General features: G+C 42.7%; 27 protein-coding genes. 22 read left to right on the top strand and 5 right to left on the bottom strand.

Features of this window, described 5'->3' with window-relative positions; all coding sequences use genetic code 11:
- The first annotated feature begins 138 nt into the window (after positions 1–138).
- The gene (locus tag ACSVDE_RS06720; protein ID WP_439300161.1) at positions 139–819 is read left to right on the top strand and encodes a GDSL-type esterase/lipase family protein; all 681 of its coding nucleotides are present in this window, start codon (positions 139–141) and stop codon (positions 817–819) included.
- Positions 820–868: 49 nt separating this feature from the next.
- On the opposite strand, the gene ACSVDE_RS06725 is transcribed toward ACSVDE_RS06720, so the two are convergent.
- Both ACSVDE_RS06725 and ACSVDE_RS06730 read right to left on the bottom strand, forming a co-directional pair.
- On the bottom strand, positions 869–1,636 hold the full coding sequence (locus ACSVDE_RS06725; protein WP_439301944.1) for a metallophosphoesterase: 768 nt from the start codon (positions 1,634–1,636) through the stop codon (positions 869–871).
- A gap of 147 nt (positions 1,637–1,783) precedes the next feature.
- Positions 1,784–2,353, bottom strand: a complete 570-nt coding sequence (locus ACSVDE_RS06730; RefSeq protein WP_439300162.1) for a YkoP family protein — start codon at positions 2,351–2,353, stop codon at positions 1,784–1,786.
- A gap of 152 nt (positions 2,354–2,505) precedes the next feature.
- Here ACSVDE_RS06730 and ACSVDE_RS06735 point away from each other — a divergent pair, with 152 nt between their 5' ends.
- Positions 2,506–3,624: an MGDG synthase family glycosyltransferase gene (locus tag ACSVDE_RS06735; RefSeq protein ID WP_439300163.1), complete on the top strand. Its 1,119-nt coding sequence runs from the start codon at positions 2,506–2,508 to the stop codon at positions 3,622–3,624.
- Positions 3,625–3,645: 21 nt separating this feature from the next.
- Complete coding sequence (locus ACSVDE_RS06740) at positions 3,646–4,089, top strand: YhcN/YlaJ family sporulation lipoprotein (RefSeq protein WP_439300164.1); 444 nt, start codon at positions 3,646–3,648, stop codon at positions 4,087–4,089.
- An 84-nt stretch (positions 4,090–4,173) separates the two neighbouring features.
- Here ACSVDE_RS06740 and ACSVDE_RS06745 read toward each other — a convergent pair whose 3' ends face one another.
- Positions 4,174–4,425 carry a hypothetical protein gene (locus ACSVDE_RS06745; protein ID WP_439300165.1) on the bottom strand — a complete coding sequence of 84 codons (252 nt, stop codon included), beginning with the start codon at positions 4,423–4,425 and terminating at the stop codon, positions 4,174–4,176.
- A 75-nt stretch (positions 4,426–4,500) separates the two neighbouring features.
- Between ACSVDE_RS06745 and ACSVDE_RS06750 the strand changes: the two genes are divergently transcribed.
- From ACSVDE_RS06750 to ACSVDE_RS06760, 3 genes are all read left to right on the top strand, one after another.
- Entirely contained in the window at positions 4,501–5,370 is an 870-nt protein-coding gene (locus tag ACSVDE_RS06750; RefSeq protein ID WP_439300166.1) for a 50S ribosomal protein L11 methyltransferase, read from the top strand.
- A gap of 181 nt (positions 5,371–5,551) precedes the next feature.
- A complete protein-coding gene (locus ACSVDE_RS06755) occupies positions 5,552–6,532 on the top strand; it encodes an NAD(P)-dependent alcohol dehydrogenase (protein WP_439300167.1) in 981 nt (326 codons plus the stop codon).
- A 162-nt stretch (positions 6,533–6,694) separates the two neighbouring features.
- Positions 6,695–7,018 (top strand): hypothetical protein, encoded by a 324-nt coding sequence (locus ACSVDE_RS06760; RefSeq protein ID WP_439300168.1) that lies wholly within the window; start codon positions 6,695–6,697, stop codon positions 7,016–7,018.
- 26 nt (positions 7,019–7,044) lie between these two features.
- Here the strand turns inward: ACSVDE_RS06760 and ACSVDE_RS06765 are convergent, their stop codons facing one another.
- Positions 7,045–8,847, bottom strand: a complete 1,803-nt coding sequence (locus ACSVDE_RS06765; protein ID WP_439300169.1) for a dihydroorotate dehydrogenase — start codon at positions 8,845–8,847, stop codon at positions 7,045–7,047.
- Positions 8,848–8,947: 100 nt separating this feature from the next.
- On the opposite strand from ACSVDE_RS06765, the gene ACSVDE_RS06770 reads away from it, so the two are divergent.
- The 4 genes from ACSVDE_RS06770 (at position 8,948) to ACSVDE_RS06785 (ending at position 10,981) form a co-directional block, all read left to right on the top strand.
- Entirely contained in the window at positions 8,948–9,601 is a 654-nt protein-coding gene (locus tag ACSVDE_RS06770) for a ribonuclease H family protein (protein WP_439300170.1), read from the top strand.
- A gap of 66 nt (positions 9,602–9,667) precedes the next feature.
- Positions 9,668–10,192 carry a GNAT family N-acetyltransferase gene (locus ACSVDE_RS06775; RefSeq protein ID WP_439300171.1) on the top strand — a complete coding sequence of 175 codons (525 nt, stop codon included), beginning with the start codon at positions 9,668–9,670 and terminating at the stop codon, positions 10,190–10,192.
- 15 nt (positions 10,193–10,207) lie between these two features.
- A complete protein-coding gene (locus ACSVDE_RS06780) occupies positions 10,208–10,468 on the top strand; it encodes a hypothetical protein (protein WP_439300172.1) in 261 nt (86 codons plus the stop codon).
- Positions 10,469–10,528: 60 nt separating this feature from the next.
- Complete coding sequence (locus ACSVDE_RS06785) at positions 10,529–10,981, top strand: hypothetical protein (RefSeq protein ID WP_439301945.1); 453 nt, start codon at positions 10,529–10,531, stop codon at positions 10,979–10,981.
- 386 nt (positions 10,982–11,367) lie between these two features.
- Here ACSVDE_RS06785 and ACSVDE_RS06790 read toward each other — a convergent pair whose 3' ends face one another.
- Positions 11,368–12,273 (bottom strand): LysR family transcriptional regulator, encoded by a 906-nt coding sequence (locus ACSVDE_RS06790; protein ID WP_439300173.1) that lies wholly within the window; start codon positions 12,271–12,273, stop codon positions 11,368–11,370.
- A gap of 192 nt (positions 12,274–12,465) precedes the next feature.
- Here ACSVDE_RS06790 and gltB point away from each other — a divergent pair, with 192 nt between their 5' ends.
- The 12 genes from gltB to ACSVDE_RS06850 all read left to right on the top strand — a co-directional run bounded on the left by gltB (position 12,466) and on the right by ACSVDE_RS06850 (position 26,528).
- Entirely contained in the window at positions 12,466–16,992 is a 4,527-nt protein-coding gene (gltB, locus tag ACSVDE_RS06795; protein WP_439300174.1) for a glutamate synthase large subunit, read from the top strand.
- A 14-nt stretch (positions 16,993–17,006) separates the two neighbouring features.
- Positions 17,007–18,488 carry a glutamate synthase subunit beta gene (locus ACSVDE_RS06800; RefSeq protein ID WP_439300175.1) on the top strand — a complete coding sequence of 494 codons (1,482 nt, stop codon included), beginning with the start codon at positions 17,007–17,009 and terminating at the stop codon, positions 18,486–18,488.
- 76 nt (positions 18,489–18,564) lie between these two features.
- Positions 18,565–18,708 carry a hypothetical protein gene (locus ACSVDE_RS06805; RefSeq protein ID WP_226548700.1) on the top strand — a complete coding sequence of 48 codons (144 nt, stop codon included), beginning with the start codon at positions 18,565–18,567 and terminating at the stop codon, positions 18,706–18,708.
- 115 nt (positions 18,709–18,823) lie between these two features.
- Positions 18,824–20,095 (top strand): ergothioneine biosynthesis protein EgtB, encoded by a 1,272-nt coding sequence (gene egtB / locus ACSVDE_RS06810; protein ID WP_439300176.1) that lies wholly within the window; start codon positions 18,824–18,826, stop codon positions 20,093–20,095.
- A 134-nt stretch (positions 20,096–20,229) separates the two neighbouring features.
- Positions 20,230–21,177: a S8 family peptidase gene (locus ACSVDE_RS06815; protein ID WP_439300177.1), complete on the top strand. Its 948-nt coding sequence runs from the start codon at positions 20,230–20,232 to the stop codon at positions 21,175–21,177.
- Positions 21,178–21,382: 205 nt separating this feature from the next.
- A complete protein-coding gene (locus tag ACSVDE_RS06820; protein WP_439300178.1) occupies positions 21,383–22,111 on the top strand; it encodes a nucleotidyltransferase domain-containing protein in 729 nt (242 codons plus the stop codon).
- 4 nt (positions 22,112–22,115) lie between these two features.
- Positions 22,116–22,976, top strand: coding sequence for a lipase/acyltransferase domain-containing protein (locus tag ACSVDE_RS06825; protein WP_439300179.1), 861 nt, complete (start codon positions 22,116–22,118; stop codon positions 22,974–22,976).
- 76 nt (positions 22,977–23,052) lie between these two features.
- Positions 23,053–23,886 carry an aldo/keto reductase gene (locus ACSVDE_RS06830; RefSeq protein ID WP_439300180.1) on the top strand — a complete coding sequence of 278 codons (834 nt, stop codon included), beginning with the start codon at positions 23,053–23,055 and terminating at the stop codon, positions 23,884–23,886.
- 73 nt (positions 23,887–23,959) lie between these two features.
- On the top strand, positions 23,960–24,433 hold the full coding sequence (locus tag ACSVDE_RS06835) for a glycine/sarcosine/betaine reductase selenoprotein B family protein (protein ID WP_439300181.1): 474 nt from the start codon (positions 23,960–23,962) through the stop codon (positions 24,431–24,433).
- A 75-nt stretch (positions 24,434–24,508) separates the two neighbouring features.
- Positions 24,509–24,700, top strand: coding sequence for a hypothetical protein (locus tag ACSVDE_RS06840; protein ID WP_439300182.1), 192 nt, complete (start codon positions 24,509–24,511; stop codon positions 24,698–24,700).
- Positions 24,701–24,835: 135 nt separating this feature from the next.
- Entirely contained in the window at positions 24,836–25,741 is a 906-nt protein-coding gene (locus ACSVDE_RS06845) for an ATP-binding cassette domain-containing protein (RefSeq protein ID WP_439300183.1), read from the top strand.
- Positions 25,731–26,528 (top strand): ABC transporter permease subunit, encoded by a 798-nt coding sequence (locus ACSVDE_RS06850; RefSeq protein WP_439300184.1) that lies wholly within the window; start codon positions 25,731–25,733, stop codon positions 26,526–26,528. The genes ACSVDE_RS06845 and ACSVDE_RS06850 overlap by 11 nt, the downstream gene beginning before the upstream one ends.
- The last annotated feature ends 8 nt before the right edge of the window (positions 26,529–26,536 follow it).

Here is a 26,536-nt window from a genome sequence, read left to right on the forward strand (position 1 = left end):
CATAACTGTAAAAACAGAAAAACACAAAGGCTCTCGGCGTTTTAACCATTTTAATCTCCTACACAGTTGTCCATTTCAATCATCCATCATTTACATAACTTATAGAGAGCGATAGAAGTATAAGGGTGGTGAGAATGTTTGGAGAAAAGAACGGTAAAATATGTAGCGATCGGGGATTCCTTGACGATTGGAGTAGGTTCATTGATGAACCCGAATTTCGTAACCCTGTATACTCAAGCGTTGGAAAGTGTTTTTCAGATGGATGTAGACAGGTTCGTATATGCGCGGAATGGCGCTACAACAAAACAAATACTTAAGTTTTTTAAAAAACGGAAAGTCCGGGAAGCTATACAAAATGCGAATGTTATCACAATTACTGCAGGTGGGAATGATCTTAAGCGAGCACTGCGGACGTATTATAAGAAGAAAGATCAAGTCGTCTTCAAGGAGACGATCAAGCAAAGTATGTTGAACATAGCATCTATGTTGAAAGAGGTCCAAAAAATAAAAACCGGTCAAGAGGATTATTACGTCCGATTAGTGGGGCTATACAACCCTTATACCCAGTTGGATTTCAGTGATAAATGGATCCATACTTTCAATACACAATTGAAGCGGTTCAACCGGAAAAGAATCTTGATGGCGGACATTTTTGAAGGCTTCAAAGAACACGGAAGGAATGCACTTGCGATTGACGGGCTTCATCCGAACAAAATAGGATATACCATCATTGCCGATGCGTTAGACAAAACAGGATTTGATCCACTAGCTTCACTGATGGATAGGCGCTACTTATTTCCCTGCATAGAAAAAAGCTGATAAAAAACGATTGTCTCTACAACAATCGTCCGTTTATCAGCTTTCTCATTTATGAAACAGCGACACTCTGTGTTTGTGCTTTACCGATTTGTATCTCGTGAATGGTCAATTCAGGTCTTGATCCGACTCGGATGTTCAGTCCTGTCTGTCCTAAGCCTTCACTGATGTAAAACGGTTTTTCATGCATATACAACAACCCTTTTACCATGTTCATCCGTGCAAGCTTTCCCATTTTTACAAGATGATAGGGTTTCGGCCAGTGAATCTGACCATTATGGAAGTGACCAGATAACAGATAGTCGAACTGAGAACCATCCATATCAAGTACAACGTTCGGATCGTGTGTCAGTACTAGATTGTAGTCAGACTCTTCTAATCCATCATAAGAAGCGAATAGGTCACTGTGACCTGTACCATAATCGTCAATTCCGATAATGTTGATTTTAACCCCATTCACATCGATTTGTGTATGTTCATTACGCATGGTTTGGCAACCATATCGATTCAACAGCTGCTCAAGTTGCTTAAAGTGTCCTTCTCTCAATACATAATCGTGATTCCCGAACACGGCATACATGCCAAGCGGGGGATTGAGCTTTTGGAAGGTCTCAAGATAGTCAGGCAGCTTTTTCAAAGTGCGCTTTCGATCCAGGAAATCTCCTGTCAAAGCAATCAAATCGAAATCCTCGTCTTTCAATCGAGTATAAAGCTCCTTTGGACTAATCGACAGGTTTTCCAAATGCATATCTGAAATCTGTAATACCTTTAGTGACTGTCCAGAACGAGTATGCCTCGCCTCAATGCGGACCTTTTCCATTTGTATATCTTTCGTATTCTTGTGGGCCTTGACTATTGCAACAACGATGATAAAAATAAAAAAAGCACTTACGAACAAGTCAATCCCCTCCCATATACAATTATAGGAAATTGAGAGAGGATTGGAACCGGTAAATGCTGGGAGTCACTATCTTGGTTGTCTATAACGTTGGTACAACTTGTCTTTGGACATCATCAAGTATTGGGGCTTGGCATGAAAAAAATGCCTTTCTCCTCCTCTTGAAAGGAGGGAGATCGGTAGCAGTGCAGATAGCTTGAATATACGGTAACAATGACTCTGAATGGTATAGGGTTCAAAGCCGAGTTTCTTACATCCTCGATCCAATAAGGTAATTCCGATAATGCCTTTGATCTCGCCTTGTTGATGATGCTTTTCTATATAGTCAGCAACGTGTGGTAGTGATGTTTGTATTTTCTTATATAAGTAAATCATCTTCTGGAAATCGTTCGTTATACCCGCCATGTCTTTAAGTAGACGAACGTTATGCAGATGGATTTTCACTAATACATCATTCTTCTTGAACACTGTTCCATCTGACAGTGTGATTGTTCTTCCTTTGTAACGGGTCAATCTGACACGGAAGATACATCCACGTGAGCCTGCACATCGATCCAGATAGGTCAATCGTGTAAACATGTAATACAACGGATCTAAGAAGCTCCAGATGGACAAAGCATATCCTCTAATGAATTCCATGTTGACGTTCTCCTTTAAATCATACAGTTTGAATCGTTCTTATTTTTCTCACGGACGTACCATTGTAAAAGAGGTAATAACAGGATATTGAACCAGTTGAATGATTTTCATCTTTCTTCAAACACTAAAAAGAAAAAATGGGTGGATGGAGAATGAAACGTGCATTGATCATGCCGCTCCTGACGATCAATTCTGGTCATCATCATGTGGCAGATAGTGTCCAACAAAAAATCAGCAATGAATTTGACTGCCAAAAGGTTGAACTTCTTTCGTATACCTTCGGAAAAGGGGAGACGATCGTTTCTCAGGCGTACTTGAAATGGATTACATATAGTCCGGCATTTTACAGCAAGGTGTATAAGCGGATCGCGCTTCCGAACGGTAACACGAGCCTACCTTTCAAATTTTACGAAAAACTGTTCTTGAGGAACATGATGAAGATCTTATCCGATTACCGGCCAGATGTTGTGATATGTACACATGCGCTTCCCTCTCATTTACTGAACATCTTGAAAAGGAAAGGGAAGGTGGATGTCCCTGTCATCAATATCTACACAGATTATTTCATCAATCATTTGTGGGGGGACGAATACATCAACCTGCATATGGTCCCTGATGCACCTTTCACGCATGAATTGATACAGCGAAAGGTGGATGAAAGTCAGATCGTCATGACAGGGATACCGACAGACGGTGCTATTCGAATAACAGATCGTAGGAATTATGAGCGGAAGGATCACTATGAAATCTTGATTTCTGGTGGAGCTCAAGGCACCGGCAAGCTCAATAGGTTCATCCACGCGCTGAAGCCAAAAGGTCGCATTCAATACAACGTTTTGTGTGGGAACAATCAAAAACTATTCGCTCGGATAGAAGCCTGGAAACATCCTCAAATCAAGCCGTTTTCTTATATCCAATGCAAGGAACAACTGAATGAGTTGTATGAGCGATGTGATGGGATCATATCTAAACCTGGTGGCGTCACCATGTCGGAGTGCTTAAAGTCGAGGCTACCGATTTTCATCTATGACTACCTGCCAGGCCAAGAGGAATACAACTTCACTTACTTGAGAAGTCAGAATCTCGTCCAAAATCTGAGGGAGTGGAGAGGGGCAGAAGAGTATTTGCTTCGATTTTTGGATGATAAAAGGGAATTTGAAGTCCTACAGAAACAGTTGGACGTCTATCATACGCGGCTAACTGACAAATCCATCCTCAATTTAATCAATGAGAGTATCGCTCAAACCACGAATGAGAATATTAAATCATAGTAATGAGAAAGGTGAGATGTTATGAAAAGGATCATTTTACAAGGATCAGTACTTACCATTACAGCCCTTATCTTTTTAACAGGATGTAAAGACGAACCACAAACAGATATGAAGAATACGATTTCGACACAAGAGTTATCGACGAATGAATCGACATCCATTGAGAAAGAAGTAATTGATATGAAAGGTGTCGAAGATGTAGAAATCATCCATTCCAAAGATAAACTGTTGGTGGCTATCAAAGTGACAAATATCGATCGCTTCCAAATAGAAGGCATTGAAAAGAAAGTAAAGAAGAAAATGGATTCAAAATACCCAGAAATGGAAGTAACGGTTTCACCGGATAAGAAAATCTTCATGAAAATAATGGAACTGGAAAATCAACATGCAAGTAAGAAGTTGTCAGAACGAGAAATCCATAAGAAAGTCGTCTCCTTGATCAAGCTGTCAAAAGACGAGGGTTGAATGTGTAGAAGTCCTTTCGAAGTACTATTCCTGACGCGGATTAGAGAGAGGGCTTTTTTATATGTCATAAAAAAGAACATCATCCTAGTGGATGACGTTCCTTTCCCAGGTAGCCAAGTCATAATAACCCAGGTCAATCTTTGCTTTTTCTTCCAGAATCAGATCGTACAATGGCTCGGGAAGATCCCGAGTCAGGGAATGTAGGAGATCAATTGAGTCGTCGGGAGAATAGACGAGCACGGAAAAAAGCTTCCGGTTGATCATATCCATTCCTGTAATGGTGATGAAGTTAAGATCCCTCGTGCGAAACGTATAAAAGATGCGGTATAATTCCATAGTGAATCACCTTTTTAGTATCCATTCTAGCCAAATCCCAAGATATACATACAAGTGTAGGAGGACGAACGGATTATGGAATATGAATTTATCATCCGATTACCTTTTCCAACGGTAGAGGAAGCGATTGAAAAACTTGCTATCGAGGGTTATTACAATGCCTTTTACGATCAACCGATTGAAGTGTCTCGAAATGAAAACGGCTATGATTATGAGGTAACAGAAGATCAGGACGTTGATTTACATGTGATCATCCCAACAGAAAATGCGTCCGATACGACGAAGAAACTCGCTCGACTTCTGGATCATGACACTGGTCAGATTAAAAATGAACCTTATGAATTGCAAGAGTGGCAGCAGCCCATTCCGCGAATAGAAGTGGATGAGGAGTGGGAGATTGTCACACCTCAGCACGATCCAACTCCAGGTAAAAAGCAGATTCTCCTAGAATCAATGGGAGGCTTCGGTACGGGAGCACACGTCACGACTCGTGATTGCTTGCGTGTATTGCTTCATAATGATTTGACTTCACAAAGCGTCATGGATATCGGAACGGGGTCCGGTATACTGAGCATAGCAGCAGCGAAGAAGAATGCTGAAAAAATGATTGCGATAGACATTCAACCAAGTGAAAGAGAAGTGTATGCGAATGCTGAATTGAATGGTGTGGAACGAATCGAAGTACAGCAAAAAGACCTCATCAATGAAAAGCCGGAAAGTTACGGGAAGTTGGATTGGGTCTTTATCAATATTGGTACGGAGGAGACGATTCAAATTCTAGAACAACAGTTTTTTTTCAAAAACGAAGTTGAACATTTCCTCATTTCTGGTGTAGTTGAGTGGAGTCATGGAAAACTGTTGGACTACTTTGAGCGATATGGTTATGAAGCTGTAGAAAAGCATATAAACGACGAATGGATGACGATCCATTTTATGAGAAAGTAAAAAACTGTGGAGAAAATCCACAGTTTTTTATATATCCAGCTGTTGATCAATGGTCACGTCACTTGCAGAAACTTTACAGCAGCTTAATGTCACACAAGATAAAAGAAGGAAATAGTGATTTGATAGAGAAATTTCCCATATTATATTTTCGTAATGGACACATGTAAGGGGAGGAAGATCGATGAAAGCTGTCTTGTGTAATCGCTATGGACCACCAGACGTTTTGGAAATGCATGAACTGGAAAAACCTGAGCTTCAGGAGAACGAAGTGCTGATCAGGGTCCATGCCACCACGGTCAGTTCAGGAGATTCAAGAATCCGGAACGGCAATCGTAAGACCTTACCATTATGGCCGATTTCAAAAATGGCGCTTGGAATCAGAAGACCGAGAAAGAACATACTTGGAATGGATTTCTCCGGTCAAATTGAAGAAGTGGGGAAGGACGTCACACAGTTCTGTAAAGGTGACCAGGTATATGGATTCTGTGGAAAAGGCACTTATGCGGAGTATATCAGCGTAAGAGAAGCTGGGTCACTTTCATTGAAACCTTCCAGCATGTCATACGAAGAAGCAGCGTCCGTTCCCTTTGGAGCCGTGTCGGCACTTGATTTCCTTCGAAAAGGTAAAATCCAAGCTGGCCAAAAGGTCTTGATCTACGGGGCTTCCGGCAGTGTAGGGACATATGCCATTCAACTGGCGAAACTTTTTGGAGCAGAAGTTACAGGAGTGTGCAGTACTAGAAATGTTGAACTAGTGAAATCATTAGGAGCAGATCATGTGATCGATTATAAAAACGAAGATTACACGAAGAACGGTGAAAAATACGATCTGATTTTTGATACGTTAGGGAAGTCGCCTTTCTCTAGGAGCAAAAAATCATTGCAAGAGAAAGGCTTGTACGTTACAGCAGTCGTCGACTATCGAGAAGTTGCACAAATCCTCATCACATCGAAATTCGGTAAGAAAAAAATCATAAGTGGTATTGCGGGGGAAGATCCAGGAGATCTCAAATATCTGAAAGAGCTTATTGAAGAAGGGAAAATCAAAGCAGTAATCGACAGAAAATATACAAAAGAACAGATTGCGGAGGCTCATCGTTACGTAGATGAGGGACATAAAGTGGGCAATGTCGTCATCAATTGGGAAGCGAGAAGTGACTAGGATTAAAAAACGACACTTCCTTCTATTATATAGGCGTAGCGAGGAATGAAGTTGGGAAAAGAGTACGAGATAAAAACTTGCAGGGATATTATGTAAAATATTTGAAACCTTCGTCCTTCTCATACGTAAGTATGACTAACGATACATAGAAGGTGGGGTTTCATGAAGTTCTTGTATTTTACAGCATCGATCCTAGGGAACGCAGGTATTGCTTGGTTATTTTCAAGGTTAGTAGGGTGGAGTTACATGGAAACCATTTTTCTTAGTGGGTTGCTCGTTTTTGGAGTGGTTTGGATGATTCTTCTGAATCACAATCAATCTACAAATATACTGAATGCAACCATCAAAGGGACTACGGGGGTTAGTACTGGTGTGTCCAAACCTTTTACGGTAACGCTCAATTCCTTCATGGTTGGAACGATCGTCTACCTGGTTACAAGTGGTGTAGTGACGTTCATCTATTACTTACCTTATTTCACCGCATGAAAATAGCGCTCTTGTCGAGCGCTATTTTAGCGTTTCATTAAGTACGGGTAAGAATAGACCACACCTAGAACATATAGTAAGACTGCAAAATAGGCAGGTGCTAGATGGTATTGATCCACATAACCGATATGATAGTGAATGCCGATACCAGCTGCAAAGCCAGGAATACCTCCGAGTGTCAACGTCCACCAAATCCATTCCTCACCTTCACGGTATCCCCACATCGCAATCAGTGCAATCATAATCCCTGCCGATATCAAAGCTCCACCAAAGCCAGCGCGATCATGAGCAATCAACGATATGAACTGTTGATTATGATCATGGATGTGTTCAGGATCAAGTTCCAGAAATCCGAGATCTTCTTTTACAAAAACGTCCGTCATCCCGATGTAAGAAATGACAATTCCAGCCGTCAAGAAAGCTCCTCCGAGAATGATGAACATCGTTTGTCCAAATTGACTCTTCCTCCAGGCTGTTGTATTTCGTGTATTGCTTCCTTCACTTCCCAAAGGCATGTTCCGTGTTTTAATAAATCCGTAGAGGAAAAAAGGTAGAATGAGCCCATTGTATAGCAAGTGAATCGGATCCAGATATCCGAAACCGATAAAATAAAAGAAGTTCAAAAAACCAAGTGTCGCGGCTATGTAAAATACCTTTCTTGCCCAATGTGATCCATTCCGGATGCCATGATAAGCGAGCATCATATACAAGAAACCAGCCGAAATCATGACCCCCGCAAGACTGATGCGATCATGAGACATGAATTTGAATAGATGATCACTGAAATGCTGAATTTCTTGTTTCGTCATGCCGAGAAATCGCTCATCAGGCGAAAGAATGACATCCGTCAAACCGACAAAAGTGGCGATGATACCCGCAATGAAGACCCCAAGTCCCATGAGAAAACTCGCCAACCATCCAGGTTGGGTTGGCTGTTTCTGTTTCACTTCATATGTTAAAGCTTCATTGATCCGTTTCGGTAGACCTGGACCCGAAAAAATGAATCCACTATGTATTTGAACCAAGTCTGCTCCAGCTCCCATTAAGGTAATAGCATCAGCAGGTTCATGGATCCCACCTGAAACGATAATCGATTTTTCATAGGATTGTAGTTGATGAATCCTTTCCAAATGATGATCCAATTCAAGAGGCCCTACATGATTAGATTGTTCAACCTTTTTTCCTTCTGGGATGTAAAATCCATCGATCCATTCGATGGAATGATCAATCTCATGTTGTTTCTCTACATTTACTAGAATAGGTTTACCCGCAGCTTCTTTTATCTCAGCTAACGTTTCCGCATGGAAGGATGTATCAAGCACAAACCAATCAGCATATTTCTTCAGCTTATGTATGATTTTCAGAGTATCTTGAAGAGAGGCTTCTCCAATACGGAATAGTACAGGTATCTTCAGTTTTCTGTTGGACAATACTTCTTCAACATGAGTGAAACCTGTGTTTTCTTGTAGGTGACTGTACTCTATCGTGTTGTACTCCTGATGAAGTTTGATCTCTGGTTCATGAACAGGGTCAATTGTAATTGGACCGACTTCAATGTAACCGAATCCTAGGTTCGAAAGTGCTGAAATCCCTTGAAGCTTAGGATCCACCTGGCCACTTAAACCAACAGGACTTTCCACTTCTACACCACATACGTTTTTGCGGATGGCAGGGGATGAAGCCATATGGCCAAAAAATTCGATGATCCGATATCCATAAGGAATCGAAATAAGGGTGTTCATCATATTAAGGGTTATAGAACGGGCTTTAGCAGGTTTCAAGTTGAATAACAACGGTTTAAAAAATGTGTGATAAGACCAATCTGGCATAACGTTTCTCTCCTTCCTTTTCATTGTAAAATATTCATCCACATACATGAAGGAATTTTTTGTTTATGTAGGGAAGAATAGGTTCGAAGGAGGCTTCAACATGAACGTACGAATTGATTTTACATACCGAACGCCAAAGGGTCTAGAAACCCTTTTCCAATCCGATGAGATGAACGCGGACAAAGCGATAAAAATGGCAGAGGACTTAGAACGGACAGGACGGGTGAAGAACCTTTCGTTCATCGACTCTCAAGATTCTACATGGTCGGTAAAGGAATTAAAGGAATTTTTAAAAGGAATCGAAACGGAACCGCACAATATAAAGGTGTATTTTGATGGAGGATATGAGTTAGAATCCCGGCGATCCGGTTTGGGTTGTGTGATCTATTATGACCAAAGCGGAAAGTCTTTTCGGCTACGGAAGAATGCAAGTGTCGATGAGCTCCAATCCAATAATGAGGCCGAATATGCTGCGCTTCATCTAGCGTTGAAAGAACTTGAAAATTTAGGAGTGCATCATTTGCCTATTAGAATCGTAGGGGACTCACAAGTGGTCATCAATCAGCTGAATGGAGAGTGGGCCTGCTTTGAAGAAGAGTTGACCAGATGGGCGGATCGTATTGATCAAAAACTGAATCGGCTTGGACTTCAACCTGAGTATGAGCTCCTCTCCCGGAAAAAGAATCAGGAAGCGGATAAACTGGCTACACAAGCGCTGAACGGGGTAGAGATATCGAGTACCATAGAATTATAATCATTGGAAGGAAATGGAGAGTGCATAATGGAAGTTGTAGACAGGTTCATATAAGGAGGCGTTCAAGTGAATGCATACGTAGGGGAAAATATGAAAGTAAAAACAGCGACGATGGAAGATATCAATACAGTATTGGATCTGTTGGTTAACGCAGCTGAATGGATCCAAACGAAGGGTACGACCCAATGGGACTATTACCTGAACGACTTGGAAGGCAACACGCAAGAGGTAAAGGACTCTATCCGAAATGGGAGTACGTTTCTTTTTTACGAAAAGGAACGACCGATCGCGACCGCTACACTGGAATTAAAACCAAGTGAGTGGGATTTTGATATGTGGGAAGATGAAGCGAATGATCCTGTCGTTTACTTACATAGAGTCGTTGTACATCGAGATTTTGCAGGGGAAGGTTTAGGGAACCAAATCCTCGACTGGTCAGAAGACTATGTAAGAGAGTCTGGACTGAATACGATGCGCTTCGATTGTTTAGCAAGCAATGAAAGTTTAAATGCTTATTATCAGAAGCGTTATCCTTTAAAGGAAGTCAAAAACAAATTTGGTCAGCATTGTAAATATGAAGTGGAATTGTAGGAGTGGAGAGAACGAATGGAAAAAGAACTTGAAAAAGTGAGAAAAAGAACGGAGAAACGATTGGAGTACCACAGACGGAAAGGTTCTGCCTCGCGACCAATCAACAGTGCGTTGGATCACCTCGGACGCATCGAAGGTTATCCGACCAGAAATGTTGGTCGCATCAATATGAAGGGACTGCCTAAACCAATCCGCATCATAGGTTACATTTGGATCGGATTCATCGGCCTGATGATCATCACGTTGATCTATGTGAATATCCGGGATTGGTTGTAATAAATATTTGAAAGTAGCAGGCAACAATAGAGGAAAGACATAGTTGTGAGTGAGGTCTCCATGAAACGATTCATTGTCATCGTCCTGTTATTGAGTATATTCTTGTTTCCATTAGAAGCTATAGCCTTATCAATGCCTTGTTCCATGGTATTGAAACCAAACGAACCAGATCATCTGAAAAATGCTATGGGTAGTGCTTTAATCTATAAAGTGCAATTGAATCCCCCGAGCTTTGCCAGAACAAATATAAGCATTCTAGCAGTACATTTACCAGATCCAGCTTTCTTTGGTGATTACGATCGGTACGAAGGATTCGCTTACATACCAGAAGAAATCAGCTGGCGTTTCACTCTTTATCCAACACCAGAAGACGATGCACCCACTTGGGCTGGTCGAATTGGTTTAATTACAGCTGAAATGAAAAACGTGTTCGTTCAAGTTAGGTTATCTAACTCAATTACCAACAAACTAGGTCCAAGCGTACTATCGAATTCAATAGAATCGTGCATGTAATGGGTAGCGGTGTATGAGAATGGCTTTCTATCCTTCAAATCTGCAAATCCCAAAATGGAGGATAGAAAGAGGGGCTTTCTATCCTTCAAATCAGCGAGATCCCAAAATGAAGGATAGAAAGAGGTGCTTTCTATCCTTCAAATCAGCAAAATCTCAAAATGGAGGATAGAAAGAGGTGCTTTCTATCCTTCAAATCAGCAAAACCCCAAAATGGAGGATAGAAAGAGGGGCTTTCTATCCTTCAAATCAGCGAAATCCCAAAATGAAGGATAGAAAGAGGTGTTTTCTATCCTTCAAAACGGCAAAATCCCAAAATGAAGGATAGAACGCATCTACCACATCTAAATAAGGTAAAAGCTCAAAGCGCAAACGCTCTGAGCTTTCTTTCATTGTCCGAATCGGTTCAGCTTTTCATAGAATTCCTTTAAGAACTGGAAGAAAATCTTCTCGGATGGGGCGAGTTCCCGGTTTTGCGGAATGATGATACCGACCGTTCTTTTGACATTCGGTTCGATGACCTCAATCGCCACAGTATCTCGATCCGGTCGCTCATGTAAGGTGATCTCAGGGAGTAAGCTCACGCCAAGTCCAGCAGATACGAGCCCTTTGATCGTGTCCACATCTTCTCCTTCAAACGCAATACGTGGGTTGAAGCCGACCTGCTGACAAGCTCTCATTACTAAATCCCTCAGTACATATCCTTGCCGGAACATGACAAACGGATCGTGCTTCAACTGGCTAAGTCTCAAATGAAGCTCACCTGCCAGTGAATGCTGCTCAGGCAACAATGCCATGATTTTCTCGGTAAAAAAGATATGCCCCTTCACGTCATCCTGTTTTCCAGGAACCGGGGAGACGAATGCAAGATCAATATGCCCCTGGATGACGGCGGTCGTCAACTCGCTCACAGTGCCCTGACGGAGCTGAAAGCCGATTTGCGGGTGTTCTTTCCGAAAGGCGGAGATGACGGATGGCAATGTCTTCGCAGCTAAGCTGTTCGGAAAACCGAGCCGAATTGTCCCTGTTTCAGGGTTCAAGAACTCATACACTTCCTGTTTCGCTTTCTCGATTTCCAATACGGCCAACTGAGCACGCTCCAAAAAGATCCTCCCAACTGGGGTCAAACGGATGTTTCGTCCTTCACGGAAAAAGAGTTTCACCCCGAGTTCCTCTTCTAAGTTTGCGATTTGTCGGCTGACCGCAGATTGTGCAACGTGCAATTCGGCTGCTGCTTCACTGACATGCTCTATTTCCGCAACTTTTATAAAATACCTGATTTGTCTCAGTTCCATTATATCAACCCTTGTAAGCGCTTAATCTCAAAATGAGATCAATTCAATCTAATTTATATATTGAAAGCATAACAGAAAACCCATAACATTTAAACTAACCTTTTGTCAGAAATTTTCGAACGATTAGAGGAGTACTCTTTCAAGTTTAGGGGTATTCCTTTTTAAAAAATATAAGCGCTATGGGGTGATAGGATGATTCGAACAGGACTACCAGAGAAGCAAGGTTTATACGATCCCAAATATGAAAGTGACGCTTGTGGTATCGGTTTCGTTGCGCAAGTCGACGGGACTTCGACTCATAAAACCATTAAGGATGCATTGACGATCCTATGCCGGCTGGAACATAGAGGCGGGCAAGGAGCTGACCCTGACTCCGGAGACGGGGCAGGCATCATGATACAAATGCCGGATCAACTTTTCCGTAAAACATGGAATGAAACCCTCCCGAAACAAGGCGATTATGCAGTAGGGATGGTTTTTTTACCTCAAAAGGAGTCTTTGCGCCAACAGATCGAAGAAACGATTGAGCGTACTGTGAATGAAGAGGGACACCACTTCATCGGCTGGAGAACGGTCCCTGTAGATGAAACGATTGTCACCTCATCCGCGAAAGAAACGATGCCATACATCCGACAAATGTTCATTCGTAAACCGGATGACATTTTTACGAGCGAAAAGTTCAATCAATCCTTGTATTTGATTCGAAGGGTGATCGAAAAGCGTGTTATGGATTTGGACAATATCGGGAAAGGTCCATTTTACATTGCGAGCTTATCCCCAGATGCAATCGTATATAAAGGAATGCTAACGTCGTATCAGCTGGATCAGTTTTATTTGGATTTAGCGAATCCAGTGACGACCTCCATGTTCGGTATGGTCCACTCCCGTTACAGTACGAATACGTTTCCGTCATGGGAACGAGCTCATCCGAACCGCATGCTCATGCACAACGGGGAGATCAATACGATTACAGGGAATGTGAATTGGATGAAAACCCGTGAGTCTGCGGCTGTTTCCACGGTCTATGGGAAACGCCATGATGACTTGCTCCCTGTTGTGTCTGAAGATTCCAGCGATTCTGGAATGCTCGATCAGACCTTCGAGTACCTTGTCATGAATGGCCGTTCGTTGGCGCACACCGCCATGTTGATGGTTCCCGAAGCTTGGGATTTCAACGACCAGATGACGGATCCGGAACGAGCTTGTTTCGAGTATATGAGTTGCATCATGGAGCCGTGGGATGGACCGACAGCACTTGCATATACGAATGGCAAGCAGATCGGAGCTTCCATCGACCGGAACGGACTACGACCGGCACGCTACTATTTGACGGATGATAATACCATCATCTTTTCTTCAGAAGTAGGTGTGTTGGATGTCGAGCCAGATAAAGTCGTGAAGAAAGGACGATTGGCTCCTGGAGAAATGATTCTGATCGACCTTGAGAAAAACGAAGTGCTTCTAAATGAAGATGTTAAGCGTGAGATTGCGACGCAATATCCTTATCGCAAATGGCTGAACGAGTCTCTTGTCAGCTTGCATGCACAAAATGATGGCCCTCGCTTTGAAAAAATGATTGAAGGCGAGCTTTTGACCTATCAGCTTGCACACGGATATACAAATGAAGAGATCATGAAAAATATATTGCCAATGGTGAATGAAAAGAAGGATCCGATTGGGTCGATGGGGAATGACACGCCACTAGCGGTGCTATCTGACAGACCACAGCTATTGTTCAATTATTTCAAACAGCTGTTTGCTCAGGTGACCAATCCACCGATCGATGCCATCCGGGAAAAAGCGATCACCTCAACAACTTCTTACATTGGTGCGAAAGCGAATGTGCTGGATGAAGGTCCGCAACATTGTAAACGAATCCGGTTATATACACCTATATTGAAAAAAGAGGAGTTCGAAGAGATCATCCATAACGGGCGGAATGATTTCCGATCAACGAAAATCTCGACGTGCTTCACAGGTGAAAGTGCAACGATGGAATCAGCGCTGGAAAACGTGTTTAAACAAGTCGAAAGGTCGATACGCCAAGGTGTTTCCTTGATCGTTTTATCCGATCGAAAAATGGATGAGAATCGAGTTCCGATTCCATCGTTACTCATCGTAAGTGGACTCCATCACTACTTAGTGGAAAAAGGATTACGTACGAAGGCGAGCATCATTATGGAAACGGCAGAAGCAAGAGATGTTCACCAATTTTCGGTGTTGATCGGTTTTGGTGCAGACATGGTGTATCCGTATCTCGCCTATCGAACGATCCAAAGCTTGATTGATCAGGAACATGTGACCGATTACGACTACATGGAAGCCGTTGATCGTTTCAGAGATGCCGCTACTTCAGGGATCGTGAAAGTCATGTCCAAGATGGGGATTTCCACGATTCAAAGTTATCGTGGAGCTCAAACATTCGAAGCGATCGGGATTTCAGAATCCGTCATTTCAAAATACTTTAAAGGGACTTCTTCAAAGTTAGGCGGAATCGATCTCACTACGATTGCGGACGAATCGATCAAACGCCACCATACGGCTTACTTCACTTTGAATCCAACTCTTGAAGCAGGCGGAGATATGCAATGGAGAAGTACGGGAGAACATCACTCTTTCAATCCGAAAACGATCCATACACTCCAGCACGCTTGTCGAACGAACGACAAAGAGTTATATAAAAAGTTTTCCGAGCTTGTTAACACGGAGAAAGTGACCTATTTGCGAGATCTATTCGATTTCAATACCAACGATGTTCAACCGATACCGTTAGATGAAGTTGAGCCGGTCGAGGCAATCTGGAAACGGTTCAAGACTGGAGCAATGTCTTACGGTTCATTGAGTAAGGAAGCACATGAAATTCTCGCAGTCGCCATGAACCGGATCGGAGGTAAAAGTAATAGCGGTGAAGGCGGGGAAGACCCGGACCGTTTCATTCCTGACGCTAATGGTGACAGCAGAAAGAGTGCCATCAAACAGGTGGCTTCTGGACGTTTCGGCGTAAACAGCCATTACCTCTCGAGTGCTGAAGAAATCCAGATCAAAATGGCTCAAGGGGCAAAGCCTGGAGAAGGTGGGCACCTTCCGGGTAAAAAAGTACACCCGTGGATTGCAGAGGTTCGAGGATCAACACCTGGAGTCGGTTTGATTTCACCTCCACCACACCACGACATTTATTCCATTGAAGACCTTGCTCAGCTGATTTATGACTTGAAGCATGCGAACCCGAAAGCACGCATCAGCGTCAAATTGGTTGCCAAGACAGGTGTAGGAACGATTGCAGCTGGAGTGGCAAAAGGAAAAGCCGATGTCATTCTGATCAGTGGATATGAAGGTGGTACAGGTGCATCTCCAAAAACGAGCATCCGTCATGCTGGTTTACCTTGGGAGCTCGGTTTAGCAGAGGCCCATCAAACATTAATCCTGAATAATTTGCGAGATAAAGTCGTGCTCGAAACAGACGGAAAGTTGATGACAGGTGCAGATGTCTTGAAAGCCGCAATGTTCGGAGCAGAAGAGTATGGGTTTTCAACGGCTCCGCTCGTCGTACTTGGATGTATTCTGATGCGAGCATGTCATTTGGATACTTGCCCAGTGGGAATTGCAACTCAAAACCCCGAACTACGAAAGAAGTTCCTAGGTCAAGCGGATCATGTCGTCAATTATATGCGCTTCATCGCAGAGGAAATCCGAGAATTAATGGCACAACTCGGAGTGAGGTCTCTCGACGAATTGATCGGTAGAACAGAACTGCTGAAAGTGAATGATAAAGCACTGGAACATCCGAAAGCGCAGCACTTGGATTTCAATCCGCTATTATTGCAAACGGACCATGCTTGGAAAACGAAAAAAAGACCATATCGTACTGAATATAACGAGAACCACTTGGATGAGGCACATCTGATTCCTAAAGTGGAGCAAAGCTTATTGAATCACAAGCCGGTGTTCGTCAAGTCACCGATCCGGAACACGGACCGCGCTGTAGGTACGAGACTCGGCTATGCTGTGACTGAAAAACACGGTGCGAAAGGCTTACCAGAGGATACAGTCAATCTTACCTTTGAAGGATCTGCAGGGCAAAGTTTTGGAGCATTTGTTCCGAAAGGAATCACTTTGAAAGTTATTGGGGATGCAAATGATTATGTAGGAAAAGGATTATCTGGAGGTAAAATCATCATCGCACCTCCTCGTGCAAGCACGTTCCAACAAATGGAGGAAGTGGTGATTGGAAATGTCGCCTTATTTGGTGCAACATCCGGTCAGGTATACATCAACGGAGCAGCTGGTGAACGTTTTGCCGTACGGAACAGCGGTGCTCATGCTGTCGTTGAAGGCTTAGGCGATAATGGATGCGAGTATATGACTGGAGGCAGAGTCATCGTACTCGGCTCTATCGGTAAAAACTTTGCAGCTGGAATGTCAGGAGGCATTTCGTATATTTGGACTACTGATCGAAAATCTGTCAAAGCCCGATGTAATCCAGAGATGGTCCTTTTTGAAGACCTGGAGGATTATGAAGAGAGCCAACACATCAAACAAATGCTTCAAAAGCATGTCCAATATACCGGAAGTGCCCGGGCAAGGTACATTCTCAACCATTGGCAGGAAGCTGTGAGCCAATTTGTCAAAATCATCCCGGAGGAGTATAAACGGAAACTCCAACAAGATGATGACCGGAGAAAGAAAGCTTCAAATGGCACAGAAACATTGACCAAATAAGGAGGGAGCTCATCATGGGTAATCCAAAGGGATTTTTAGAATATGCTCGGAAAGACAATGAAGAGCGAAATCCGAAAAAGCGGATCAATGATTGGAATGAATATACAGAACGTCATGACGAGAAAGATTTGAAACAACAAGGTGCCAGATGCATGGATTGCGGAACCCCTTTCTGCCATACAGGTATGGAGTGGGGCAGATCCTCGATCGGCTGTCCAATCAACAATCTGATCCCAGAGTGGAACGAGCTGGTGCACCAAGGGAAATGGAAGCAAGCTTTAGATCGTCTGGAGTTGACGAACAACTTTCCTGAATTCACAGGTCGGGTGTGCCCTGCTCCGTGTGAAGGATCGTGCGTGCTCGGTATCAACGATGACCCTGTGACGATCAAATCAATCGAAAACGAAATCATTGAGCGCGGGTTTGATAATGGATGGATTCAACCTGAACCTCCTTCTTCCCGTACAGGGAAACGAGTTGCCGTCATTGGTTCAGGTCCTGCAGGATTGACCGCTGCTGACGAACTGAATAAAGCCGGACATCTGGTTACGATCTTTGAAAGAGAAGACCGTCCTGGCGGTCTCCTCATGTACGGGATTCCGAACATGAAATTGGAAAAGAGGACGATTGAACGACGAATTGATCTTCTTGAAAAAGAAGGGATCGAGTTCAGGTTGAACACAGAAATAGGAGTGGATGTCAGCCGGGAAGAGTTACAGAAGGAATTTGACGCCGTCGTAATCTGTACAGGGGCTCAACAACCGCGTGATATACCGATAGAAGAACGCGAAAGTGAAGGCATTCATTTTGCTATGGAGTACCTGACGGAATCGACGAAATCATTGAATTCGAAAACCGAACCGAGCATTTCAGCAGAAGGGAAAGACGTCATTGTCATTGGCGGAGGAGATACAGGTGCAGACTGCGTTGCAACCGCATTACGCCAGAAATGTAAAAGTGTTGTCCAGTTCGGAAAGCATCCTGAACTTCCAAAAGAACGGGCTGAAGATAATCCATGGCCGCATACGCCAATGACCTTTTCCTTGGAATATGCGTATGAAGAAGCTCATCAACAATTCAAAAACGATCCTCGTAAATATGAAATTTTGACCCAATCGTTCAAAGGGGGAGCAGACGGAAAAGTATCATCATTACGGACGATGCAAGTCAAGAAGGAAAACAAGAACGGTGAACTTGTGACGGTTGAAATCCCAGGTACTGAAAAAGACTGGGACGCACAGCTCGTATTGATTGCAATCGGGTTTACAGGACCGGAAAAAGAAATCTTGGACCATTTCAACTTGAAAGCGACGGAACGAGGGCTCGTCTGGACGGAAAAAACAACTTATAAGACGAGTGTAGATGGCGTATTTGCAGCTGGTGATGCCCGAAGAGGTCAAAGTCTTGTCGTATGGGCGATCCGTGAAGGACAGGAAGCTGCGAAAGAAGTACACGACTATTTGATGAGTTCTAAGATGTCAGCTGTTTCCGTTTGATGGGATGATAAAACAGTTGTTCTATGGGCAACCTGTTAATATGACCACCTAATTTCTCCAAGGAGGTGCCCGTCCTATGGGAAGAGGCAAAAACTTTGAGCATAAGCGTCAGGGAACCATCAATCGACCACCGAAAGGATCGAAAATTGCTCGCGAAGAATTCGCCAGAGATGAACCGATCGACTTACAAAAACAAGAAGACGAAAAAAACGAACGATAAATTGAAGCTGAGCCAAACAGGTTCAGCTTCTTTCGTTTTTCAGTTGTTTGCAGGATTCTAGATCAGGGAAAAGAAGAGTATATTTTGTGTAGTACATTTGAGAGGAGAGAGCGAAATGTCTGTCATAAATCATCAAACAACCAAGCTCTTACAGCAGTATAAACAAATTCGAGGTTTCTCCAAGCAAATCGTTTCTCCATTGGAAATTGAAGATTTCGTCATCCAGGCGATCCCTGATGTGAGTCCGCCAAAGTGGCATCTTGCCCACACGACCTGGTTTTTCGAGACCTTCATCCTTGTTCCATATTTAGAGAGCTTTACAAGGTTCAATGATACATATGATTACTTGTTCAATTCTTATTATGAGACTCACGGGAAGCCGTATCCAAGGCATGCGAGAGGTTTATTGGCTAGACCGTCTGTGAATGAGATCTTCCAATACCGCGATTATGTCGATGAACAGATGACCCGCTTACTTGAAGGATGTGATACGGATACCTGTGATCGGATCCAACCGTTGCTTGAGATCGGATTGCAGCATGAACAACAGCATCAAGAGTTACTCGTTACAGACATCAAGTATAATTTCTCCATCAATCCTTTGAAGCCAGTCTATCAACAGCCCATTCCCAATTCAAAAACGGTTGCGCCCACACTGGAATGGGTAAGTTTTGAGGAGGGGATCGTTGCAACGGGTCATTGTGAAGATGAAGGATTTTCATTCGACAATGAGCGACCAATCCATAAATCCTGGCTGGACAGCTTTGCCTTAGCGAACAGGCCCGTTACAAATGGCGAATACATTTCCTTTATGGAAGAGGGCGGCTATGAAAAGCCTGAATATTGGCTATCTGAAGGATGGTCGATTGTAAAAGAGGAACAATGGGAAGCCCCGTTATATTGGGAGAAAAAAGATGGGGAATGGTATTTGTTCACACTATCAGGTATGCAAAAGGTGGATGAAGACGAACCTGTTACACACATCAGCTTTTATGAAGCAGATGCGTTCGCACGATGGGCAGGGTACAGGCTTCCGACTGAAACGGAATGGGAGCATGCTATGAAGAATCAGAATGTTGAAGGAAACTTTGCCGATCAAGGTTACTATCATCCCACAGCAGAATACAACGATCAAAGTAATCGTATGATGAAAACGTTCGGAGACGTTTGGGAGTGGACCTCAAGCCCGTATGTTCCATATCCGAGGTCTAAACCTTTGGAAGGAACATTAGGGGAATATAATGCAAAATTCATGTGTAATCAGATGGTATTAAGAGGAGGTTCTTGTGCCACCCATTCCACTCATATGAGACTGACATATCGGAATTTCTTCCATCCGGATAAGAGATGGCAATTCAGCGGTCTTAGGTTAGCAAAAGACCTTTGATTTACAAAGGGGTTGATCCAAAAAGGATTCAGCCCCTTTTTCCTGTTCTATGGACAAGACACCATACCGTTTTCCTTTCACTTGAATCTAATAGGTATATGAGCAAAGTGATTTGAGTGTAAAGGAGATTAAAGATGTCAGATCTACATTGGTTCCCCTCTCAAATGGTGAATTCAAACGTTTTACGACGGGAAGTACCTTATGGTGTTGATATGATCAACGCCAGAAAGATGTGGGATCTTGGATATAGAGGAAAAGGAGTTACTATAGCGGTATTGGATACAGGATGTCAGCCAGATCATCCAGATCTCCAAGGCCGAATCATCGGCGGTCGTAACTTTACTTCCGATCATGGTGGCGATCCAACGGACTATTCCGACAACCACTTCCATGGTACCCATGTAGCTGGAACAATTGCAGCCAACTTGAACGGATTCGGGGTCGCAGGTGTTGCACCAGAAGCCCAATTATTGGTCTTGAAAGTCATACCCGCAAGCGGCGCAAGCTCTTATGAGAATTTGATCCGTGGTGTCCATTATGCCATCAATTGGAGGGGACCGAACCGAGAAAGAGTTCGGGTCATTTCCATGTCGCTTGGTGGACCAGCTGATGATCCCAGACTCCATGCAGCTGTCAAAAGGGCAGTCGCAAAAAATATACTGGTCGTGTGCGCAGCTGGAAATCTTGGGGATGGACGGGCATATTCTTTTGAACGAACATATCCAGGGTATTACCCTGAAGTCGTTTGCGTTGGAGCAATTGATGAGAAATTGTACCCAGCTGGTTTTACCAACACGAATGATGAAATTGATCTAGTAGCTCCAGGAGTGAACATCACATCCACATACATTAACAGTAAATACGCTAGATCCTCCGGTACATCTATGGCAACACCTCATGTAGCCGGTGCAGCGGCATTACTGATCCAAGGATATGAATCCCAATTAAGAAGAAGGTTGACCGAAAGGGAAATCTACAATCTCCTGATGAATAACACCCAAAGGTTGGATTTTGATCGTGTTTCCGTCGGGAGGGGCGTATTGGATTTATCGAAAGGTATTCAATCTAGAAAAAGTAGTTGAAAAATGACCCCAGATGAAAAAACATTTCTCTAGGGTTTTTTTATTTTCATCCACACAGAAAGATTCCATAACGAGATGTCGACTACTATGATCTTAAGCATGGTCAGGAGGGATTGATTTGATGATTGTCGAAAGGAAGGGAGTGAAAAGGGACATTACAAATGAAATGTAAAAACATTTCCAATGAAAGTGAGCGTATACATTCATGGATCGATTATCGCCATTAGAAACTGCACAAAAACTGATTGATACACATTATTCAAATTGCCAAGGTGCCTTACTGGCAGGAAGTGTTGTCCGAGGTGAAGCCACACCGTCATCTGACCTGGACGTGGTCATTTTTGATGATAGCATTCTCGCCTCTTACCGCCGATCATTCATATTTCAAGGTTGGCCAGTTGAAATATTCGTACATAACCTCTCCTCTTATCAGCAGTATTTTCAATCGGATTGTGACAGAGGTACTCCTTCTATGCCAAGGATGGTTGCAGAAGGAGTCGTCATTCAAGATAAAGGAGTCCTACAAGCAATAAAGGCAGAGGCGAAAGGGCTTCTTGAAAAAGGACCGACACCTTGGAGTCAAGAAACGATCAACATGAAGAGGTATTTTATTACGGATCTACTTGATGATTTGATCGGTCGTCCAGATCGATTCGAACAAATATTCATCGTCAATACGTTGGCCGATCGTCTACAAGAATTTCTACTTTGGACGAATGGGAGATGGGTCGGCAGCTCGAAATGGTCTTATCGCGCTTTGAAACACTATGATAAAGGCTTTGCGAACACGTTCATGAACGCATTTGATCAGTACTATAAAACGAATGATGACAGCAAGATCATCGACCTAGCAGACACCATTTTAGAGCCACATGGTGGAAGGTTGTTCGATGGATTCCAACTAGGAAAAACGGAGAAGAAACGAGAGAGGTGATTCCATGAATCAAAAGATTGGCATTGCAGTCATACATGGAGCTGGTATTCAGAAAGAAGATTTTGCTGAAATCCTCATTACACGCTTGAAAGAGCAAATCATCGAAAAGGCGAAAAAGGATAAATACGACCTTTCCATTGATGACTTTGCGTTTATACCTATCTACTGGGCGACCGTTTTCAATGATCGTGAAAAAGAGTTGTGGGAAGCCCTGAATAAAGGAGGACAACTTGATTTCAGTACTTTGCGTAAATTTATCATTGAATTTTTAGGAGATGCGATCGCTTATCAACCGACCAGTGATCAGTTCCAAAACTATGAACGGGTCCATGAAGTATATTTTCATGCATTGAAGCGTTTGAATGAGCAGGTCGGGGATCAAGCACCACTTGTTGTAGTCGGTCACAGTCTGGGGACAGTCATTACAAGTAATTTCTTCTATGACCTCCAGAAAGAAAAAGATCAATTGCCATATGTACGTAATTGGCTTCGTGACGCAACGCCTCTTATGAAAGGTGAAACACTGTCAGCTTTCATATCTTTGGGCTCTCCTCTTGCATTATGGAGTTTACGTTATGCTGACTTCAACAGACCGATTCAAGTGCCAGCCAAGCCGTTTCAGAGGCACTTTCCGGATGCAAAAGGAGGATGGTGGAATATTTTTGATAAGGATGATGTACTCGGGTATCCTCTGAAAACACTCAATAAAGCTTATGAACAAGCGGTGGTCGAAGATCTTGAATTCAATACTGGCAATCTCCTCACGAGCTGGACTCCGTTATCACACTTCCAGTACGTAAAAGACGACAATACGATTTCATTTATCGTTGACCGACTTCTAAAGTTACACCGTTCCATCCAATAAAGAGGTGTAAGCAAATCGCTTACACCTTTTTTGAATTTCCCATATAATTGCGATATATCCATTAAAGGAGTGATCCATGTTGATTACGAAAATCCAAGACACAGTACAATTACATAATGGAATTGAAATGCCGCGCTTAGGGTTCGGTGTATTCAAGGTCGAAGAAGGCTCTGAAGTCATTGATTCTGTTAAGACTGCTTTAGAAGTTGGATACCGTAGCATTGATACAGCTGCCATTTATAAAAACGAGGAAGGTGTAGGTCAAGCAATCAAGGATGCGAATGTTCCTCGTGAAGAACTGTTCATCACGACAAAAGTATGGAACAAAGATCAAGGATACGAAAGCACTTTGAAAGCGTTTGATGAAAGCCTTGAAAAATTAGGACTCGACTATGTCGATCTCTATTTGATTCATTGGCCTGTAGAAGGTAAGTATAATGATACATGGAAAGCGATGGAGAAACTTTATGAAGATGGGCGTGCGAAAGCAATTGGCGTATGTAACTTCAATGTACATCACTTAGAGGATTTGATAAAAGATGCGAACATCAAGCCGATGGTCAACCAGATCGAATTCCACCCGAAATTGACCCAAAAAGACGTACGCGCTTTCTGCGACAAGGAAAACATCTTGGTGGAAGCATGGTCTCCGCTCATGCATGGTAAATTACTGGATCATCCAACATTAAAAGAGATTGGTGAGAAGTATGGGAAGTCACCAGCACAAGTCATCCTTCGTTGGGACTTGCAACATAACATCATCACCATTCCTAAATCCGTAAATCCATCAAGGATCCGCGAAAATTCCGAGCTGTTCGACTTTATACTTACGGATGATGAAATGAAAAAGATCGACCAATTGAATGAGAATGAACGGTTCGGTCCAGATCCGGACAATTTCGATTTTTAAACTTAAATAAGTTATGGTCGGCACGCCATTGGGAATACTTTTCTTGCAACCTACAATTTGAAGAGGTGATCGTGTGATCGAGAAAGTGGAAAAAGCGGTTCAGGAACGCTGGGTACCTTCGTTCAAGTATGAGCGGAATGAGCCCGGTGCTTTTGCAACATTGAACAAGCCGATTGAAGAAGCTAAAGGGGTCATCATTACAACGGGTGGCATTTATGTGAAAGGACAACCTCCTTTTCAAGACCATTATGGTTTGGGAGACCCTTCGTACAGAGAAATACGACATGATGTGGACTATGATCAACTTTCCATCGCCCATGAGCATTATGATCACTCGAAGGCGAACGAAGACCGCAATGTGGTATTCCCGCTAGAAATGTTAAAACACCTAAGTGAAGAAGGTTCTATCGGATCAGTAGCGGATGTCCATTATTCATTCATGGGTTACGTTCCAATTCCACATCCTCTCAAAACGGTGACTGCAAAGGAAGTAGCTGAAAAATTACAGCTGCAACAAGTGGATTTTGCTATTCTGGTACCGTCCTGACCAATCTGTCAACAGACGGCCGGTCTGGTCGCACGTACAATTGAGGAACACGATATTCCGACGGTTACTTTGACTATGGCAAAAGAGATCGCCGAGATTGTAAAGCCTGCTCGTTCACTGTATTCCAGGTTTCCTTTCGGAAGCCCTGTTGGTCAACCGAAGAACATCGATCAACAAAAAGCGGTGTTAAAAGCAGCTTTACAACTTCTTACAGATGCAAAAGAATCGGGTACGATCCAAGATTCCGACATCTCATATAAAGGGTAAAAGCGTAGGAGGCTGTCTGAAATGGGAAACCATTTTTGGACAGCCTTTTCTCTTTATGTGGTTATTGACCACATGGTCAAATCGGTATATACTTAATATTGACTAGGTGGTCAATCAATTGAAGGGGGTCTTGAAATGAAGGTTATTGAGATGGATCATCTCACGAAGTACTATGGAAAACATCAAGCCGTCTCGGATCTAACATTCAGTGTGGAAGAAGGAGAGGTCTATGGTTTCATAGGTCCGAATGGTGCAGGGAAAAGTACGACGATCCGTACGTTGTTGAACTTCATCTTTCCAACGAGTGGATCAGCAAAGATTTTCGGGAAAGACATTGTGACTCAATCGATGGCCATTAAACAAGAAGTGGGATATCTGCCTTCAGAAGTCCATTTCTATGAAAACATGAAGGTGAAAGATCTCCTTCATTATTCTGCAGGGTTTTATCAAAATAAATCGTATAAAAAACGAATGAATGAACTGACAGAGCGTTTGGATTTAGACGTTCATAAAAAATTCGAGGATCTTTCATTCGGTAACCGTAAAAAAGTAGGAATTGTTCAAGCCTTAATACATGAACCGCGACTCCTGATCATGGATGAACCTACTGGCGGCCTCGATCCATTAATGCAGCATACCTTCTTTGATCTGTTGATGGAAGAAAAGAAGAAGGGAGTAACCATCTTCTTTTCATCGCACATCTTAAGTGAAGTACAAAAAATGTGCGACCGTGTAGCCATCATTAAAGAAGGGAAATTGATTGCGAACGATACGATTGAAAATCTGACGAAAAATCAGTTCAAGAAAGTGAGCATCCTCCTTTCAGAAGGTCAAACCCTGAATTTAAATGTAGATGGTATCATCCAACAAGAACAACTTGGTCTTACGTTGACGATTCTGTTCAGAGGCGATATACATGAACTGATCAATGCATTAAGTAAAGAAGATTATCGAGACGTTGTAATAGAAGAACCCTCACTGGATGAAATTTTCATGCATTTCTATGAAACGGAGAATGGAGGGATGGAAGATGATCTTTAAGCAAGAATTGAAATGGAATTTCAAATCATTATTGATCTGGTCGGTCATCCTTGGAGGCTTAGTCTTCTTGATGATGCAGATCTATCCTGACTTCGCCAAACAACAGGGCAATCTGGAAGCATTATTAGAAGCCTATCCTGAAGGAATCAAAAAAGCATTCAATATGGATCAGTTGAGTTTGGGAACTGTATTAGGATTCTATGCGATTGAAGGTTATATGCTTATTACTTTGATCGGTAGCATTTATGTCGTTCTCTTGGCTGGAAATATGCTAGCGAAAGAAGAAGGAGAGAAGACGATTGAATTCCTTCTATCCAAACCGATTTCTAGAACGTCTCTCGTTACCCAAAAAATGCTCGTTATCATCGTCAATGTCGTTTTGTTCAACTTGTTTGTTTCATTGATCAATTTAACAGGGTTCATGCTCGTTGATGATGGCACGTTTGAATTTTACCCATTCGTGTTGATGTCAATCGCTCCAATTCTCTTGCATTTAACTTTTGCATCCATCGCATTCCTATTATCAAGTATTTTTAGAAAAGGACGTCAGATTCTATCGATTACGGTAGGATTGGTTTTCATCACCTATTTTCTGCAGGTGATTTCAAGCGTTTCGGATAAACTCGAGAACTTGAAATACATGAGTCCATTCGTATATGTGGATGCAGCAGATATCATTACGAATGAATCCATTAAGGGACTATACCTAGCGATCATGTTATCAATAATGATCATCTGTACAATCAGTACGTACTTGTATTACCGTAAAAAAGATATCGCCGTCTAAAGTGGGAG

It is taken from the genome of Pseudalkalibacillus sp. Hm43, from assembly GCF_051842935.1.
Lineage (GTDB): Bacteria > Bacillota > Bacilli > Bacillales > Fictibacillaceae > Pseudalkalibacillus.